This window comes from Streptomyces sp. HUAS TT11 (genome assembly GCF_051553595.1).
GTDB lineage: Bacteria > Actinomycetota > Actinomycetes > Streptomycetales > Streptomycetaceae > Streptomyces.
Genome location: NZ_CP196184.1, coordinates 6718963 through 6736695 on the forward strand (window position 1 = coordinate 6718963; position 17733 = coordinate 6736695).

16 protein-coding genes and 1 pseudogene are annotated in these 17733 nt (G+C 72.6%); 11 read left to right on the forward strand and 6 right to left on the reverse strand.

The genetic code is table 11. The features are described 5' to 3' along the window. Positions 1–58: 58 nt before the first annotated feature. The 3 genes from ACSHXN_RS29980 to ACSHXN_RS29990 are packed head-to-tail and all read left to right on the forward strand — an operon-like array spanning position 59 to position 2693. Positions 59–844 carry an SDR family oxidoreductase gene (locus tag ACSHXN_RS29980; protein WP_355133079.1) on the forward strand — a complete coding sequence of 262 codons (786 nt, stop codon included), beginning with the start codon at positions 59–61 and terminating at the stop codon, positions 842–844. Positions 845–886: 42 nt separating this feature from the next. Beyond that, positions 887–1498: a TetR/AcrR family transcriptional regulator gene (locus ACSHXN_RS29985; protein ID WP_438304318.1), complete on the forward strand. Its 612-nt coding sequence runs from the start codon at positions 887–889 to the stop codon at positions 1496–1498. Positions 1499–1535: 37 nt separating this feature from the next. Beyond that, positions 1536–2693 carry an acetyl-CoA C-acetyltransferase gene (locus tag ACSHXN_RS29990; protein WP_438304320.1) on the forward strand — a complete coding sequence of 386 codons (1158 nt, stop codon included), beginning with the start codon at positions 1536–1538 and terminating at the stop codon, positions 2691–2693. Here ACSHXN_RS29990 and ACSHXN_RS29995 read toward each other — a convergent pair. The 4 genes and pseudogenes from ACSHXN_RS29995 to ACSHXN_RS30010 all read right to left on the reverse strand — a co-directional run bounded on the left by ACSHXN_RS29995 (position 2677) and on the right by ACSHXN_RS30010 (position 6225). Beyond that, positions 2677–3735 (reverse strand): NAD(P)H-dependent flavin oxidoreductase, encoded by a 1059-nt coding sequence (locus ACSHXN_RS29995; RefSeq protein ID WP_438304322.1) that lies wholly within the window; start codon positions 3733–3735, stop codon positions 2677–2679. The genes ACSHXN_RS29990 and ACSHXN_RS29995 overlap by 17 nt on opposite strands. A 137-nt stretch (positions 3736–3872) precedes the next feature. Then, positions 3873–4595: pseudogene (locus tag ACSHXN_RS30000) on the reverse strand (CoA-transferase subunit beta); the annotation flags it as partial. After that, positions 4592–5485 carry a CoA transferase subunit A gene (locus tag ACSHXN_RS30005; RefSeq protein ID WP_355133071.1) on the reverse strand — a complete coding sequence of 298 codons (894 nt, stop codon included), beginning with the start codon at positions 5483–5485 and terminating at the stop codon, positions 4592–4594. The pseudogene ACSHXN_RS30000 and the gene ACSHXN_RS30005, both read right to left, overlap by 4 nt. Beyond that, positions 5482–6225: an enoyl-CoA hydratase family protein gene (locus ACSHXN_RS30010; RefSeq protein ID WP_438304325.1), complete on the reverse strand. Its 744-nt coding sequence runs from the start codon at positions 6223–6225 to the stop codon at positions 5482–5484. Before ACSHXN_RS30010 ends, ACSHXN_RS30005 begins: the two co-directional genes overlap by 4 nt. Before the next feature lie 113 nt (positions 6226–6338). Between ACSHXN_RS30010 and ACSHXN_RS30015 the strand changes: the two genes are divergently transcribed. After that, the gene (locus ACSHXN_RS30015; protein WP_438306511.1) at positions 6339–7223 is read left to right on the forward strand and encodes an SDR family oxidoreductase; all 885 of its coding nucleotides are present in this window, start codon (positions 6339–6341) and stop codon (positions 7221–7223) included. Continuing rightward, complete coding sequence (locus ACSHXN_RS30020) at positions 7193–8125, forward strand: SDR family oxidoreductase (RefSeq protein WP_438304327.1); 933 nt, start codon at positions 7193–7195, stop codon at positions 8123–8125. Before ACSHXN_RS30015 ends, ACSHXN_RS30020 begins: the two co-directional genes overlap by 31 nt. A 70-nt stretch (positions 8126–8195) precedes the next feature. Here ACSHXN_RS30020 and ACSHXN_RS30025 read toward each other — a convergent pair whose 3' ends face one another. Then, the gene (locus tag ACSHXN_RS30025; RefSeq protein ID WP_438304329.1) at positions 8196–8939 is read right to left on the reverse strand and encodes an ankyrin repeat domain-containing protein; all 744 of its coding nucleotides are present in this window, start codon (positions 8937–8939) and stop codon (positions 8196–8198) included. A 103-nt stretch (positions 8940–9042) separates the two neighbouring features. Next, the gene (locus ACSHXN_RS30030) at positions 9043–9939 is read right to left on the reverse strand and encodes a hypothetical protein (RefSeq protein ID WP_438306512.1); all 897 of its coding nucleotides are present in this window, start codon (positions 9937–9939) and stop codon (positions 9043–9045) included. Between the two features lie 228 nt (positions 9940–10167). Here ACSHXN_RS30030 and ACSHXN_RS30035 point away from each other — a divergent pair, with 228 nt between their 5' ends. The 6 genes from ACSHXN_RS30035 to ACSHXN_RS30060 all read left to right on the forward strand — a co-directional run bounded on the left by ACSHXN_RS30035 (position 10168) and on the right by ACSHXN_RS30060 (position 17723). Then, complete coding sequence (locus tag ACSHXN_RS30035; RefSeq protein WP_355133063.1) at positions 10168–10947, forward strand: S1 family peptidase; 780 nt, start codon at positions 10168–10170, stop codon at positions 10945–10947. Positions 10948–11115: 168 nt separating this feature from the next. Continuing rightward, positions 11116–11472: a chorismate mutase gene (locus tag ACSHXN_RS30040; RefSeq protein WP_355133061.1), complete on the forward strand. Its 357-nt coding sequence runs from the start codon at positions 11116–11118 to the stop codon at positions 11470–11472. A 162-nt stretch (positions 11473–11634) separates the two neighbouring features. Further along, positions 11635–12192, forward strand: a complete 558-nt coding sequence (locus ACSHXN_RS30045) for a response regulator (RefSeq protein WP_356291884.1) — start codon at positions 11635–11637, stop codon at positions 12190–12192. Between the two features lie 47 nt (positions 12193–12239). Next, a complete protein-coding gene (pepN, locus tag ACSHXN_RS30050; protein WP_356291886.1) occupies positions 12240–14777 on the forward strand; it encodes an aminopeptidase N in 2538 nt (845 codons plus the stop codon). 184 nt (positions 14778–14961) lie between these two features. Then, positions 14962–16317, forward strand: coding sequence for a pyridoxal phosphate-dependent decarboxylase family protein (locus ACSHXN_RS30055; RefSeq protein WP_355133055.1), 1356 nt, complete (start codon positions 14962–14964; stop codon positions 16315–16317). Then, positions 16314–17723, forward strand: a complete 1410-nt coding sequence (locus ACSHXN_RS30060; protein ID WP_355133053.1) for a lysine N(6)-hydroxylase/L-ornithine N(5)-oxygenase family protein — start codon at positions 16314–16316, stop codon at positions 17721–17723. The genes ACSHXN_RS30055 and ACSHXN_RS30060 overlap by 4 nt, the downstream gene beginning before the upstream one ends. Positions 17724–17733: the final 10 nt, after the last annotated feature.

The window sequence follows — 17733 nt, forward strand, 5'->3', positions numbered from 1 at the left end:
GCGGCACCCTTCGAAGACGGACTTCCCTAACAAGTGTTTGGTAGGTTAGCGTGGCCCCATGACAGGCGTCGAGAGTCCGTCCTACGTGGCCGGGCACGGACTGCTGGAGGGACGCACCGCCGTGATCACCGCGGCGGCCGGGGAGGGCATCGGGGGAGCGACCGCGCGCCGGTTCCTGGAGGAGGGCGCTCGGGTGCTGATCAGCGACGCGCACGTGCGCCGGCTCGAGGAGCACGAGGCGGAGCTGAGCCGGGAGTTCGGGGACGCCGTGGCCGCGGCCGTCTGCGACGTCACGGACGAGACCCAGGTGCACGCCCTCTTCGAGAGGGCCGCCCGGCTGCACGGCCGGCTCGACATCGTGGTCAACAACGCCGGCCTCGGCAACACCGCGTCCCTCGTCGACATGACCGACGAGCAGTGGTCGAAGGTGCTCGACGTGACCCTGAGCGGCACGTTCCGCTGTGTCCGGGCCGCCCTGCGCGCCATGAAGGAGACGGGCGCCGGCGTCATCGTCAACAACGCCTCCGTGGTCGGCTGGCGCGCCCAGTCCGGGCAGGCGCACTATGCCGCCGCGAAGGCGGGCGTGATGGCCCTGACCCGGTGCGCCGCGATCGAGGCCGCCGCCTACGGGGTGCGGGTCAACGCGGTCGCGCCGAGCCTCGCCATGCATCCGCACCTGGTGAAGGTGACCACGCCGGCACTGCTGGAGGAACTGACCGCGCGGGAGGCCTTCGGGCGGTACGCGGAGCCGTGGGAGATCGCCAATGTGATCGTGTTCCTGGCGTCCGGCTACTCCTCCTACATGACCGGCGAGGTCGTCGCCGTCAGCAGCCAGCATGCCTAGCGCGGTGCGGAGCCCGCCTGCCGCCGGGATCACAATGGGTGCGTGCCGACCAAGAAGAAGCCTCAGGTGACCGCCGCGCCCGCCCGCCGCCGCGAACTCCTCGACACCGCCGCCGAGGTCTTCGCCGAGCAGGGCTACAACGCCACCACCGTACGCAAGATCGCGGACCATGCCGGGATGCTCGCGGGGAGCCTCTACTACCACTTCGACTCCAAGGAGTCGATGCTGGAGGAGATCCTGCGCACGTTCCTGGACGAGCTCTGGGACGGCTACGACAGCGTCCTCGCCGCCGGACTCGGTCCGCGCGCAACCCTGGAAGCGCTGGTGACCGAGTCCTTCCGGGAGATCGACCGGCACCGCGCGGCCGTCGCGATCTACCAGAAGGAGTCCGGGCAACTCGTGGCGCAGGAACGGTTCACGTTCCTCGCGGAGTCGCAGCGCAAGTTCGAGAAGGCATGGCTGTCGACGCTGGAGCGGGGGGTCGCCGCCCGGACCTTCCGCAGCGACCTCGACGTCCGGCTGACCTACCGGTTCGTGCGCGACACGGTGTGGGTCGCCGCGTCCTGGTACCGCCCCGGCGGCCACCACAGCCCCGAGGAGATCGCCCGGCAGTACCTGTCGATGGTGCTCGAAGGGATCGCCGTTCGTCAGTAGCCGTATGTGCACCACCGTCCATCGCGAGGGAGTCGACATGGCCGAGGCCTACATCGTCGAAGCGGTCCGCACGCCCGTCGGGCGGCGCCGGGGCGGGTTGAGCGGGGCCCATCCGGCCGACCTGGGCGCGCATGTGCTGAAGGCGCTGGTGGCGCGCGCGGGGGTGGATCCGGCCGCCGTGGAGGACGTCGTCTTCGGCTGTCTGGACGCGATCGGGCCACAGGCCGGCGACATCGCCCGCACCTCCTGGCTGGCGGCGGGGCTGCCCGAGGAGGTGCCGGGCGTGACGGTCGACCGGCAGTGCGGTTCCTCGCAGCAGGCCGTGCACTTCGCGGCCCAGGCCGTGCTGTCCGGCACACAGGACCTGGTCGTCGCGGGCGGCGTCCAGAACATGTCGCAGATACCCATCGCCTTCGCCTCCCGCCAGGCCGCGGAGCCGCTGGGGCTCACGCAGGGGCCGTTCGCCGGTAGCGAGGGATGGCGGTCCCGCTACGGCGACCTGCCCGTCAACCAGTTCCACGGCGCCGAGACGATCGCATCGCAGTGGGCCGTCAGCCGCCGCGACCAGGAGGAGTTCGCCCTGCGCTCGCACCAGCGGGCCCTGCGCGCGATCGACCAGGGCCGTTTCGACCGGGAGATCGTGGCCTACGGGAGCGTCGCCGTCGACGAGGGCCCGCGCAGGGACACCTCGCTGGAGAAGATGGCCGCACTGAAACCCGTCGTCGAGGGCGGCACCATCACCGCCGCCTGCTCCTCCCAGGTGTCCGACGGTGCCGCGGCCCTGCTGCTGGCCTCGGAGCGTGCGGCCCGTCTGCACGGGCTGACCCCGCGCGCCCGGATCCACCACCTCTCGGTACGCGGCGAGGACCCGATCCGCATGCTGTCGGCCCCGATCCCGGCGACCGCGCACGCCCTGAAGAAGACCGGGCTCACCATCGACGACATCGACCTGGTCGAGATCAACGAGGCGTTCGCGCCGGTGGTCCTCGCCTGGATCGAGGAGACCGGCGCCGACCCGGCACGGGTCAACGTCAACGACGGTGCCATCGCCCTCGGCCATCCGCTGGGCGCGACGGGCGCCAGGCTGATGACAACACTGCTGCACGAACTGGAGCGCACCGGAGGAAGGTTCGGCCTGCAGACGATGTGCGAGGGCGGCGGCCAGGCGAACGTGACGATCATCGAGCGGCTCTGAGTCCGTCCAGGGCCGTCAGCACCTCCTCCGCCTCCGCCATGATCCGGTCCACCAGCCGCTCGCACGAGGGCAGGTCGTCGATCACCCCGGCGACCTGCCCCGCGGCCATCACCCCGAGGTCCGTACGGCCCTCCACCATCGCGGCCCTGAGCAGCATCGGGGTGTTGGCGGCGAGCAGTACCTGACTCCACGACAGATCCCTGGTGTGCTTCAGGGCGAGACCGTCTCGCACCAGCTGACGCCGGCCGAGGCCGGACAGCCTGCGGAACGCCGCCGCCCGCCGGAGCGCCCGCAGCAGCGCCCCGGCCCGTCCGGCGCGTTCCAGACTGTCCACCAGTTCCGTCCGCAGCATGCGGTGCGGCAGACCGTCCACCGCCGATGTGACCGTGACGTCCTGCACCGTCGCCGCCAGATACCGCGCCTTCACCGCGTCCGGCACCGTCGAGTCCGAGGTCAGCAGGAACCGCGTGCCCATCGCGATGCCCGCCGCCCCGTACGCCAGCGCCGCGACCAGGCCCCTGCCGTCGTGGAAGCCGCCCGCCGCCACCACCGGGATGTCCACCGCGTCCACCACCTGCGGCAGCAACACGGACGTCGCGACCTCGCCCGTGTGCCCGCCGCCCTCGCCGCCCTGCACGATCACGGCGTCCGCACCCCAGGCGGCCACCTTCTCCGCATGTCTGCGGGCGCCCACGGACGGGATCACCATCACACCGGCCGCCTTCAGCTCGGCGATCAGCCCGGGTGCGGGGGCGAGCGCGAAGGAGGCGACCCGTACGCCCTCCTCGACGATCATCCGCACCCGGGCGCCCGCGTCCACGGCGTCCGCCCGCAGATTCACCCCGAACGGGGCGTCCGTGCGCGAGGCGACCTCCCGTATGGCACCCCGCAGCTGATCGAGCGTCATCGTCGCGGAGGCCAGGATCCCCAGCGCGCCCGCGTTCGCCGCGGCGGAGACAAGTCGCGGGCCGGCCACCCAGCCCATACCGGTCTGGACGACGGGGTGCCGGACCCCGACGAGCCGGGTGAGCGCCGTGTCCATCAGTGGTCCCCGTCCCCGCCCGCCGGATCCGGAGCCCTGCTCGCCCGATCGGTGACGCCGGCTGCCCGGCCGGGATTCTCCCCGGTTCGACCATGAACCGTGCTCGCCCGGCCGGGAGCCTCTCCGGTCCGGGCGGGAATCTCACGCTCCCGCAGTGCCCGCGGGTCGATCACCTCACGGATCAACCGCAGTTCCTCGGCGGTCGGTTCGCGGGTCGGGGGCACCTCGCCGGGGACGGTCAGCTCGAAGCCCGTCGACTCCCGCACCTGCCCGACCGTCGCTCCCGGGTGCAGCGAGACCAGCCGCATCGAGTGGTCAGGGGTCGCGAAGTCGAAGACGCCCAGGTCGGAGACCACACGCGGGATGCGGTGGAAGCGGGCGGTGGCCGAGTGCCGGGCGGCGCGGTCGTACCCGACCCCGCACACCATGTCGACCCGCTCGACGAACACCCGCCGCGAGTGGCGCGGTATCCAGTAACTGGTCGGATGGTTGAGCGTGTTGACCGGCGCCCCCCGCACCCCGAGCAACTGCCGGCGGGGCCGCGCCCAGTCGCCGATGCAGGCGATGTTCTGGTTCCCGAAGCGGTCGATCTGGCTCGCACCCATCATCACGTGCCTCCGGCCGCCTGTGACGAGTGCGAGATGCTGCCGATGGGGCAGCCAGCCCTCCACCGTGCCGTCGAGAGCCACGAGCAGTGCCTCGCCGTCGGTGAGCAGCAGGTCCGGTGCGAACGTGTGCCGGGCGAGCCGCGCCCCCAGCGACGGAATCGTGCCCATCGGGCTCGCGAGGATCTCCCCGGCGTCGCGCCAGGCCTCGGCGCACGCGATCACGCAGTACTCGGCGCGTGTCGTCGCCTTCATGACCCCTCCTTGTGCCAGGTACGGACGGCCGCCTGATAGGCGTGCTCGTCACCGCAGAGGAAGCGCTCGGCGAACAGGGGCCACTCCGTGGTCGCGTAGTGCCTCTGCAGGGCCTCGTCCCGATCGTGGTCGGGCGCGCAGGAGGTGAAGTGCGCGCCGTTCGGGGCCTCCACCACGCCGGTGACGGTGTGACGTGCGATCAACAGGGTCTGCGGAACAGCGTCCTTGGTCAGTTCCGCGGTGTCGACGATCCGCTCGCACGAGACGTACGCGGTGTCGGCCGCCTGGCAGAACAGGTCGTCGAAGTAGGGGTCGGGGCCCAGGTACTGGCCGTTGCCCTGCCGGTCCGCGCGGTTGACGTGGACCAGGGCGGCGTCCATCCGCAGCGCGGGCATGGCGACGAACTCCTCCCGCGGGGCCGGGCCGGCGCCCGCGCCCCGGCCGGTCGACGGCCATCCGTCCGCGTACGGGGAAGTGACCGTCCGCAGCCTCGGGGCGGCCCTCATCACGTCCGAACCGACGCCCGCCCGCACCGGCACGAACGGCAGCCTGTTCGCCGCGGCGTGCAGACCCCACATGAACATCGCCTCGTCGACCTCCAGCAGCTCCAGCGCGCCGTTCTCCCGGGCGGCGCGGTAGTGCGGTTCCAGCGGGATCGTGTCGAGGGTGACGAACGCGGCGACCAGAGTGCGGATGCGGCCCGCCGCGGCCAGCATGCCCACATCCGGGCCGCCGTACGAGACGACCGTGAGGTCGGTGACGGGGGAGCGCAGCAGCGCCCGCACGAGGGCCATCGGTTTGCGGCGCGAGCCCCAGCCGCCGATGCCGAGGGTCATGCCGCTCTCCAGCCGGCAGACCACCTCGTCGGCGGTCATCGTCTTGTCCCTCATGCGTCCTCCTTCCCGAAGGTGTCCCGGACACGGGCGGCCGTGCCGCCGAGCTGCGCCTCGAAGGTGAAGCCCTGCTCGAAGCGGTAGCTGCGGCGCACGTCGACCGGGTCGATGCCGTTGATGGCCGCCTTGGCGAGGCGGAGCAGCCCGCCGTCCTTGGCGGCGATCTCCCGGGCCAGCTCCAGGGCGGCCGCGCGCAGCGCCTCCCTGGGCACCACCCGCCACACCGAGCCGTGCGCGTGCAGCTCGGCCGCGGTCGCCGTCCGCGAGGTGAAGTACAGCGCGCGCATCAGATGCGGGGGGACCAGGCGCGCCAGATGCGTCGCCGCGCCGAGCGCACCGCGGTCCAGCTCCGGCAGCCCGAAGACGGCGTCCTCGCTCGCCACGACGGTGTCCGCACTGCCCACGAGCCCTATGCCGCCGCCCAGGCAGAAGCCCTGGACCGCCGCCACGACCGGGACCTCGCAGTCGTAGACCGCGGCGAACGCCTCGAAGCACCCGCGGTTGGCACCGATCAGCGCACGGCCGCCCTCGGCCTGTATCTCCTTGATGTCCACACCCGCGTTGAACCCGCGGCCCTCCGCGGCCAGGACGACGCAGTGGATCTCCGGGTCCCGGCCCGCCGACCGCACGGCGTGGGCCAGGTCGAACCAGCCGGTCACCGGCAGCGCGTTCACCGGTGGGAAGTCGGCCGTGACGACCGCTACTTCTTTTTCCGGGCGAGAGGTGGAGACACCCATGGGCTCATCAGCTACCTTTCCACCAAACGTTTGTTAGGTGTTTCGAAGCTAGCAGTCCGCGCAATCCGACGGGAGGCCCTGTGGACAACTCGCCCGAGCGGACCGCCGGGAGCCTGCACGGCAGGACCGCCGTCGTCACGGGCGGCACCCGGGGCGTCGGGGCCGGTATCGCCCGGGCGTTCCTCGACGCCGGTGCCGCCGTCGTGGTGTGCGCCCGCAGGCCGTCCGAAACCCCGCTCGAAGGGGCCGAGTTCGCGCCGCTCGACGTATGCGACCCGGCGGCCGTCCGGGACTTCTTCGACGGGCTGCCCCGCGTCGACGTCCTGGTCAACAACGCGGGCGGCGCCCCGTACCGGCTTCTGGCCGACGCGGGTCCCGAGCGGCACGCCCGTGTCCTCGAGCTCAATCTCGTCGCTCCGCTGACCGTCTCGCTCGCCGCGTACGAGCACCTCAGGCGCACCCGGGGAGCCGTGGTGATGATCGGCAGCGTCAGCGGCGGCCGGCCCTCGCCGGGCACCGCCGCATACGGGGCGGCCAAGGCGGGGCTGGAGAGTCTGGCCCGGTCCATGGCGGTGGAGTGGGCGCCGGAGGTCCGTGTCAACACGCTCGTCGCCGGGCTGGTCCGCACCGAGTCCGCGTCCCTCCACTACGGCGGGGACGACGGTGTCGCAGCCGTCGCGCGTACCGTCCCGCTGGGGCGGCTCGCCGAGCCGTCCGACGTGGGCCGGGCCGCCGTCTTCCTGGCCTCGGACGCCGCCGCGTACATCACCGGCGCGAGCCTTCTCGTCCACGGGGGAGGGGAGCGGCCGGCGTTCCTGGACGCGGCGACCGTGAACAGGCCCGGCGCATCGGGAACATCGGCACAGGGGCCACCGGCCCGGCGCTCACCGGACAGCGATGACTTGCCGACAAGTCGATCCCTCGACAGGAACGGCGCAAACGGAACACGCGGGCGAGGGGAGACGACGTGCGGGGTATCGCCGACGGCCGAGCAGTGATCGTCACCGGTGCGGGCCGGGGTCTCGGCCGTGCCCATGCCCTCGCGTTCGCCGCCGAGGGCGCGAAGGTCGTCGTCAACGACCTGGGGGTCGGACTCGACGGCGCGCCCGGTGCCGGCAGTCCGGCCGGGCGGGTGGTCGACGAGATCCGTGCGGCGGGCGGCGAGGCCGTCGCGCACCACGGCGACATCGCGACGGAGGAGGGCGCCGCGTCGCTGGTGACGACGGCGCTGGAGACCTACGGGCGGCTGGACGCCCTCGTCAACAACGCCGGGTTCCTGCGCGACCGGATGCTGGTCAACCTCGGCGAGGACGACTGGGACACGGTCGTGCGGGTCCATCTCAAGGGCCACTTCCTGCCGTTGAGACATGCGGCGGCGCACTGGCGGGCCGAGGCCAGGGCCGGGCGCACCCCGTGCGCCCGTGTCGTCAACACCAGCAGCGGTGCCGGGCTGCTGGGTGCGGTCGGACAGGGGAACTACAGCGCGGCCAAGGCGGGTGTCCTCGCTCTGACGCTGGTCGCGGCGGAGGAACTCGGGCCGTACGGCGTGCAGGTCAACGCCATCGCACCCGCCGCGCGCACCCGGATGACCGAGCGCACGTTCGCCCGCACGATGGCCGCGCCCGGCACGGGCTTCGACGCGATGGCCCCCGAGAGCGTGTCGCCCCTGGTCGTCTGGCTCGGCTGCGCCGCGAGTGCCGGGGTCACCGGCCGGGTCTTCGAGGTCGACGGCGGGCGGATCACCGTCATGGAGGGATGGCGGAGGGGTCCGAGCGCCGACGGAGGTGTGCGCCGGACCCCGGCGGAGGCGGGGGAGACGGCACGGGAACTGCTGAAGGACGCCGAGGTGCCGACGGCCGTGTACGGGGCGGGACGGCGCTCGCGCGCGCCCCGTTCCTGACGGCACCCCTCGTGGACGCACCGGTGTGCCGCAGGGTTGCGCGGCCGGTCCCGCGGCGAGGTGCTGCCCGTCATCCCTCGGGCGTGCCGGCCCCGCCCGCCAGGAGGCCCACTATGACGGCGTGTCCGGTCTGCTGGTCGTTCCCCGCGACGGGCCGCCCGTCGCGCAGGAGCGTGACCTCGACCGTCACCGTGCCGGGCTCCTGTTCGAAGCGGCGCGTGTCGTATGCGTGGCCCGGTCCGTATGTCGTCTCGAGGCCCGCACGGAGCTCCGCCGCGACGTCGAGCCGCAACCAGCGCCGCGCCTCGGCGAGTGCCTCCCGCCGGGCCCGCGCCCCGTGGGCCAGCAGGGCCTGCACGCAGCCGGGGGAGCCGCGCCGGGCGGCCGCCACCAGCGGCGGCCGGCCCCCGGGACCGGGCAGGTCGGGATCCGCGCCCGCGGCGAGCAGCGCCCGGACGATCTCGGCGTGCCCCAGTTGCACCGCCCACGTCAGCGCCCGGAACCCGTACTCCTCCTCCAGATCCGCCGTCGCCCCGGCTGCCAGCAGCGCCTGCACCACCTCGGCGTGTCCCCCGCAGGCGGCGCCGCACAGCGGTGCGTCGGCGTCCGCGCTGAGGCGGTCGGGGTCGGCGCCGGCCGCCAGCAGCAGCCGTACGATGCCCGGTGCGTCGCCCACCGACGCCAGGTACAGGGCCGTCTGGCCCTCCGCGTCCGCCGACTCCGGGCTCGCGCCCGAACGCAGCAGCCGTACGACCGTGTCCTCGTCTCCTTCGTGCACCGCCGTGATCAGCTCCGGCGGCTCGTGCGTGTCCATGTGTCGAACCTCGCTTGTCCACAGCGCCCCGGGCAAAGACATTTGAGGTGTTCTGCGCCACCTCGAAGCCGTCTTCCGGATGCCGACGGGCGGTCGCCGCGTCTCAGGTGTCGCACTCCAGCACCGTCCGGCACAGCCCGCACCGTGCCCGCACCCGCCCCTGCACGGGCACCCTGATCCGCTGGTGGCAGGTCGGGCAGGGGAAGGAGACGCTCAGCGCGCCCCGGCCGGCCGGACTGAAGGAGTACGGCGCGCCCGGATGCGCCTCGGGGTCGTTGTGGTCCTGGGCGTAGCGGCGGTCCTTGGCGTAGCGGCGGCGGCCCGTCCAGCCTGCCGCCGTGAGCGGCGGTTGCTGCTCGTCGCGGCGGGCCTGGGCCAGGCCCTTGGTGTACGCCGTGTACGCCTGCGGGCTGGTGAACCAGATCGCCGGGTCCTCCCCGAACAGCAGCGCCCGCTTGGCGAGGACGTAGCCGAACTCCTCCGGGGTCAGATAGCCGAGCTTCTGCGACGAGGCCGCGTCCTCCCGGTAGGCGTCGAGGAGCAGCCAGCCCGCACCCAGATAGGTCGCCGCGGTGTCGGTGAGGATCTCGTTGTCGCGTGTGCCGTGGAGGGCCAGATCGAGGCGGTGCAGAAAGACGTGCATCACCTCGTGCGCGAGGGCCGCGCCGATGTCCCGGCGGTGGGTGCGGAACCGGTCGTTCAGTTCGATGAAGTACTCCGGTCCCGCGGCGAGTTCCACGTTCGCGGCATGGGTCATCTCGCGGAAGCTGATGATCATGCGTGCGTCCGGCAGTCCGTAGTGCCGCACCAGTTCGTGTGCCACGCGCTGAGCGCCCAGATGCAGGTCGTCCTGGTCGGAGAACGCCACGTCGGCGGGGGGCACGCTGGCCGCGAAGGTGCGGACGGTGTCGTACGAGAGCCGCTTGTACAGCGCGGTGATCGCCGTCCGCACCGTGTCCAGATGCGGAAATCCGTGCTCGACCGGGCCGCCGTTCGCCACGTCCGTACCCCCTGAAGGCGCCAGCACTGACTCCACTGTAGGCGTGCCCCCTCCCGGTGGTGGGCGTGTGCGCGCCGGCGGTGTCCGTGCCGCGCCGCACGGTGGCCGGAAACCGGTTCTTGTCCCGCCTGCCGGGCTCTCCGACCATGGCGTGAGGTTCTTGACGGGAGCATGCCACGAACAGGTGTGCTGCCGTCCTGCGGCCAACCCCCCACGGAAGGAAACACGTTGAAGTCCCTGAAGAAGACAGGCGGCCTCAAGAGAGCCGTCGCGGCCCTCACCGTCGCGCTCGCCGCCCTCTCGCTCCAGCCGTCGGCCGCGCAGGCGGCTCCCCGGCCCGTCGTGGGCGGCACCCGTGCCGCCCAGGGAGAGTTCCCGTTCATGGTGCGGCTCTCCATGGGCTGCGGCGGCGCCCTGTACGCCAAGAACGTGGTCCTGACCGCCGCGCACTGCGTGAACGGCTCGGGAAACACCACCTCCATCACCGCCACCGCAGGCGTCGTCGACCTGCAGAGCGGCAGCGCGGTCAAGGTGAGGTCGACCAAGGTGCTGCAGGCCCCCGGCTACAACGGCAAGGGCAGGGACTGGGCGCTGATCAAGCTTGCCCAGCCCATCGACCTGCCCACCCTCAAGATCGCTACGACCACCGCGTACAACCGCGGTGACTTCACCGTCGCCGGCTGGGGCGCGGCCAGGGAAGGCGGCGGCCAGCAGCGCTATCTGCTCAAGGCCACGGTCCCCTTCGTCGACGACACCACCTGCGGGCGGGCGTACGGCAGCGACCTCGTGCCCGGAGAGGAGATCTGCGCCGGATTCCCGCAGGGCGGCGTCGACACCTGCCAGGGCGACTCCGGCGGACCCATGTTCCGCAAGGACGACACCGGCGCGTACCTCCAGGTCGGGATCGTCAGCTGGGGCGAAGGCTGCGCACGGGCCGGCTACCCCGGTGTCTACACCGAGGTCTCGACGTTCGCGGCGGACGTGGCCAGGGCCGCGTCCGGCCTCTGAACCTGCCCTCGCGACCCGCCCCCGACGGATACGAAGGCGCCCGCGGCCGGTTCCCGCCGCGGGCGCCCACCTGCGCACACGTCCGGACGCGGAGCCCGCACCGCCGCGGCGATCCGCACTCCGGACGGGAACGATCCGGCGCGCACCCGCCCCGTAGTGTGGTCGGTCATGAACACCCGCCACACCGCCGCCGACGTCGCCCCGGCCGTCCGCGCCGAACTCGTCCGGCTGCGCGACAGCATCGACAACATCGACGCCGCCGTCGTGTACATGCTCGCCGAACGCTTCAAGTGCACCCAGCAGGTCGGCCATCTCAAGGCCGCCCACCAGTTGCCGCCCGCCGACCCGGCCCGCGAGGCCGCCCAGATCGCCCGGCTGCGCAGGCTCGCGGAGAACGCCAAGCTCGACCCCGCGTTCGCGGAGAAGCTTCTCAACTTCGTCATCGCCGAGGTCATCCGCCACCATGAGCGCATCGCGGACGACGCCACCGACGCCACTGACGCCACCGACTCCCCGGGCGAGTGACGTCAGGTGCCCCACCGGGCACTTGGTACTGAATGGCCCCCCTTGTGGGCCGACCGGGCGTATCGTGGCCGGTCGGTCGGGTGACTCTTTGTCAGGTCAAAGGTACGCGGGGTAAGACGGTTCGGGCATATGCTGGTTGTCCAAGCGAGGGGACGTCGGGCCATGCCGTCTGATGCCAGGATTCTCATCGTCGACGACCATGAGGACACGCTCTACGCGCTGGAGAGCACCCTCGCCCCGCTGGGCTACCGGCTGGCCCGCGCCACCAGCGGCGACGAGGCCCTCAAGGAGGTCCTGCGCGGCAGGGTCGGACTGCTCCTTCTCGATGTGCGCATGCCCAAGGTCAGCGGCCTCGACGTCGTGCGCTACATGCGGCGCGTGGCACAGACCCAGCACATCCCGATCATCCTGCTCACCGGCTTCGGCCCCGACACCGAACTCGCCTCCGCAGCCTTCCGGCTCGGCGTCGCCGACCTCATGATGAAACCCGTCGACCCCTGGACCCTGCGGACCAAGGTCCGCTACCTCTACGACAGCCACCAGCGCTTCCAGAGTCTGGAGCAGGAGGTGCACATCCTGCGGGCCCGGCTCGAGGAGCGTGTCGTGCCCCGGGCGACCGCCCTGTCCCACCCGGGCTCACGCCTCCCGGGCCAGCGGGAGGACCCCGCGGGCGAACCGGACGCCGGCAGCACGGAGGAGCGGTACGAGCGGCGGACATGACGCGGGTACCGGACCGCCTCTGTGCCCCGTCGGCGGCATCGGGCAGCATGTCCCCCATGTCCGTACTGACGCGCGACGAAGCGCAGACCCGTGCCCGGCTCCTCGACGTCCACCGCTACGAGATCGCACTCGACCTGACCCGCGGCGACGAGACCTTCGACTCCCGTACCGTCATCCGCTTCTCGGTGGGCGGCGACCAGAAGGCCGCGGACACCTTCGTCGAGCTCAAGCCCGCCGAACTGCGTTCCGCGACGCTGGACGGACACCCCCTCGACCCCGACACGCTCGCCGAGAACCGGCTGCCGCTGACGGGCCTCACCACGGGCGAGCACGAACTGCGCATCGACGCCGCCATGCGCTACTCGCGCACCGGCGAGGGCATGCACCGCTTCACCGACCCCACCGACGGCGAGACCTACGTCTACACCCAGCTGTTCATGGACGACGTCCAGCGGGTGTTCGCCGCCTTCGACCAGCCCGACCTCAAGGCCGTCTTCGACCTCACCGTCAGGGCTCCCGAGGGCTGGAGCGTCCTCGCCAACGGGGTCACCACCCAGCAGGACGACGGCACCTGGCGCGCCGCCGGGACGCCGCTGATCTCCACCTACCTGGTCGCCGTCGCCGCCGGGCCCTGGCACTCCGTGCACACCGAACACCGTGGACTGCCCTTCGGCATCCACTGCCGCCGCTCCCTCGCCCCCCACCTCGACACCGACGCGGACGAACTCTTCGAGATCACCCGCCAGTGTTTCGACCGCTACCACGAGAAGTTCGACGAGCCGTACCCCTTCGACTCCTACGACCAAGCGTTCGTTCCCGAGTTCAACGCCGGTGCCATGGAGAACCCCGGACTCGTCACCTTCCGCGACGAGTTCGTCTACCGCTCCGCCGTCACCGAGACCCAGCGCCAGACCCGCGCCATGGTCGTCGCCCACGAGATGGCCCACATGTGGTTCGGCGACCTCGTCACCCTGCGCTGGTGGGACGACATCTGGCTGAACGAGTCCTTCGCCGAGTACATGGGCTACCAGACCCTCACCGAAGCCACCCGCTTCACCGACACCTGGACCGACTTCGGCGTCACCCGCAAGGCCTGGGGCTACGACGCCGACCAGCGGCCCTCCACCCACCCGGTGGCCCCCGAAGCGGTCGACGACACCGCCTCCGCGCTCCTCAACTTCGACGGCATCTCCTACGCCAAGGGCGCCTCCGCGCTGCGCCAGCTGGTGGCATGGCTCGGCGAGAAGGACTTCCTCGCGGGCATCAACAACCACTTCGCCCGCCACCGCTTCGGCAACGCCACCCTCGCCGACTTCATCGACTCCCTCGCCGACGCGACCGATCGCGACGTGCACGCCTGGGCCGACGCCTGGCTGCGCACCACCGGCGTCGACACCCTCACCCCGCGCCTCGCCCGCAGCGACGACGGCACCTGCTCCCTCACCGTCGACCACGACGGCAGCCGGCCGCATCACATCGCCGTCGGCCTGTACGACCGGACCGCCGGCGACGGCGACGGCCTCACCCTGCGCGAGCAGCTCGCCCTGGACATCCCGCAGACGGCGCCGCAGCCCCTCGGCAAGCGCCCCGCCCTGATCCTGGTCAACGACGGCGACCTCACCTACGCCAAGGTCCGCTTCGACCCCGATTCCTTCGAGACCGTCCGGGACGCCCTGTCCAGGCTGCCCGAGCCGCTCACCCGCGCGGTCGTGTGGAACGCCCTGCGCGACGCCGTACGCGACGGGGACCTGCCCGCCGGCGCCTACCTGGAGACCGCCCGCACCCACCTGCCCCACGAAACCGACCTGGCCCTCGTCGAAGGCGTCCTCGCCTTCGCCGCCGGCCACGTCACCGACCGCTACCTGCCCGCCTCCACGCCGGCCCCGCACGAGCAGGCGGGCACCGTCCCGGACCGGCCCGCCGCCCTCGCCAGCCTCAGCGCGCTGTGCCGCGACCTCATCCGCCGCACCGAGGACGGCTCCCACTCCGGGCTGCGCCTGATCGCCGTACGGCACTTCATCGACGCCGCCGCCCACCCCGACACCATCGCCGCCTGGCTGGCCGAGGGCACCGTGCCCGGCGGACCCGAACTCGACCCCGAACTGCGCTGGCGCATCCTCGCCCGCCTCGCCGTCCTCGGCGCCGTGGACGAGACGGCGATCGCCGCGGAACTCGCCCACGACCCCAGCGCCACCGGCCGGGAGGGCGCGGCCCGCTGCCGCGCCGCCCTGCCCGACGCCGACGCCAAGCGGCGAGCCTGGGAGGCGATGTTCGCCACCGACGAGCTGTCCAACTACCTGTTCACCGCCACCGCACAGGGCTTCTGGCAGCCCGAACAGGCCGATCTCGTCGCGGAGTACGTCGACCGCTACTGGACCGACGCACCCGCCGTCGCTGCCCGCCGCGGACCGGCCATCGCCACCGCAGCGGGCCGCTGGGCCTTCCCCCGCTACGCGGTCGACGCGGACACCCTCCGCCGGGGCGAGCAGTGCCTGCGCGAGGCGGACCTCGTCCCGGCCCTGAACCGCAAGATCGCCGACGAACTGGACGACCTGGCCAGGGCGTTGCGCATCCGCGAGGCGTAGCCGGGCCGTGCCGCGGGCCGGCGCCCGTCCCACGGACGGACGCCGGCCCGCGGCGCATATGCCATCCCCCGGCACTTCCCGGCCGGGGCAGTACCCCCTTTCGGGTCGGATCGTTGTGCTCTTCGGGCCGGACCAGCCTCCGCGTGTGCAGGCTTGGTCAACCCCCGCGCCTGGAGGACGTCCCATGAGCCTGCCGCCCCTCGCCTCAGGACCAGACGGTCCACACGCCCTGCGGCCACTGCTCGGTACCGTCCTCGACGCCCTCGAGGACGGCGCCCGGGCCCGGGGCGGGCCCCTGCCCGCGGGCGGACCCGAAGCGGTCGCCGCCCGACTGCGCGACGCCGTCGGCGACGTCCTGCCGGCCAAGGGCGACCCGGACGCCGTCCGAACGGTCGTACGCGCCCTCGCCGAAGGCGCCGCCGACCCGGCCGACCCCCTGTGCGCCGCCCACCTGCACTGCCCGCCCCTCGCGGTCGCCGCCGCCGCCGATCTGGCCGCCAGCGCGCTCAACCCCTCGCTCGACTCCTGGGACCAGGCACCCGCCGCCTCCGCCCTGGAAGCGCTGGTGACGCGGGCCCTCGCCCAGGAGGCGGGCGCCGCCGACTCCCTGGTCACCACCGGCGGCACCGAGTCCAACCAACTGGCCCTGCTCCTCGCCCGGGAGATCCACGGCAGGGTCCGGCTCGTCTGCGGCGCCGGCGCCCACCACTCCCTGAGGCGCGCCACCTGGCTCCTCGGCCTGCCCGACCCCGTCGTCGTCCCCGCCCCGGACGGCATCCTCCACCCCGAGGCACTCGACGCCCACCTCACCGGCCGGTCCGAGCCCCTGCTCGTCGCCGCCACCGCGGGCACCACCGACGCCGGGCTCATCGACCCGCTGCCGGAGATCGCCGACGTCTGCGCCGCGCACGGTGCCCGCCTGCACATCGACGCCGCCTACGGAGGCGGACTGCTCTTCAGCGACCTCCACCGCACCCGGCTCGCCGGCCTCGAGCGGGCCGACACCCTCACCCTCGACCTGCACAAACTCGGCTGGCAGCCCGTCGCCGCCGGACTCCTCGCCGTCCGCGACCCCGGCGACCTGCACACCCTGCGGCACCGCGCCGACTACCTCAACGCCGACGACGACACCGACGCCGGACTACCCGACCTGCTCGGACGCTCCCTGCGCACCACCCGGCGCCCGGACATCCTCAAGATCGCCGTCACCCTCAAGAGCCTCGGCCGCAGCGGACTGGGCACCCTCGTCGACGAGGTCTGCGCCCACGCACACGAGTTCGCCGACCTCGTCCGGGCACACCCCGCCTTCGAGCTCTACGCCCCGCCCACCATCAGCACCGTCCTGTTCAGGCCCGCGGCCGCCTCCGACGACACCGTCGCCGCCGTGCGCCGCACCCTCCTGCACGACGGCCGTGCCGTCCTCGGCCGCGCCCGGCTGGGCGGCCGACTCTGGCTCAAGGCCACCCTCCTCAACCCCCACACCCGGCCCGGCGATCTCGCCGCACTCCTGAACCTGGTGGAAGGAAGCACGCCCCGATGACCACCCCCCCACCCCACGAGCCCCCAGCGCCCCGCGACCTGGTCGGCATCGGCATCGGCCCGTTCAACCTCTCCCTCGCCGCCCTCGCCCACCCGCTCGCCGAACTCGACACCGCCTTCTACGAGCAGCGCCCCGGCTTCGACTGGCACCCCGGTCTCCTCATCGACGGTGCCACCCTCCAGGTCCCCTTCCTCGCCGACCTGGTGACCCTCGCCGACCCCGCCAGCCCCTGGTCCTTCCTCAACTACCTCAAGAGCTGCGACCGGCTCTTCCCCTTCTACTTCGCCGAACGCTTCCACATCCAGCGCGCCGAGTACGACGCCTACTGCCGCTGGGTCTCCGGCAACCTCCCCGGACTGCACTTCGGCCACCAGGTCGACGCCGTCCGCTGGAACGCCGCCGACGAGGTCTTCGAGGTCGACTACACCCGGCTCGGCACGGACGGCGCGGGCGAAGCCCTCGGCCGCACCCGCACGCGCAACATCGTCCTCGGCGTCGGCACCGAACCGTACGTGCCCGAACCCCTGCGGCCCCTCGTCGAAGCCCCCGGGACACCCGTCATCCACGCCGCGGAGTACCTGCGGCACCGCACGGCCTTCCTCGCCGCCGACCACATCACCGTCGTCGGAGCGGGCCAGTCCGGCGCCGAGGTCTTCCTCGACCTCCTGCGCCACCGCCCCGTCGGCCGGGAGCGGATCCACTGGCTCGCCCGGACCGAGGCCTTCGCCCCCATGGAGTACTCCAAACTCGGCCTGGAGCACTTCACCCCCGACTACACGCGCTACTTCCACGCGCTCGCCGAACCCGTGCGCGACGGTCTCGTCTCGGCCCAGTGGCAACTCCACAAGGGCATCGACGCCGACACCATCGCCGCCATCCACGACGAGCTCTACCGCCGCACCCTCCAGGGCGGCTGGCCCGACGCCGTCCTCACACCCGGCGTCCACGTCCGCACCGCCGGGCGCGTCGCCACCGGCCGGATCGAACTCCATCTCGAGCACGTCCAGCAGAACACCCGCTCGCGGCTCGCCACCGACGCCGTGGTCCTCGCCACCGGCTACCGCGAACGGCCCCTCGGCCGCATCCTCGCCGGACTGGAACACCGCCTCAGCCGCGACGGCAGCGGACGCCCCCGCATCGACGACCGGTTCCGCCTGGTCCTCGACCGCGCCGTCACCGGCTCCGTGTACGTCCAGAACGCCGAACTCCACACCCACGGAGTCGGCACCCCCGACCTCGGCCTCGCCGCGTGGCGCAGCGCCACCATCCTCAACTCCCTGACCGGCAAGGAGCCCTACCCCCTGCCCCGGCGCACCGCCTTCACCACCTTCGGACTCCGGCAGCCGGGCCTGATCCCGCCCACCCGGCGCCCCATGGACCTCACCCCGCTGGGCGACGGACGCTAGCGACCGCCGG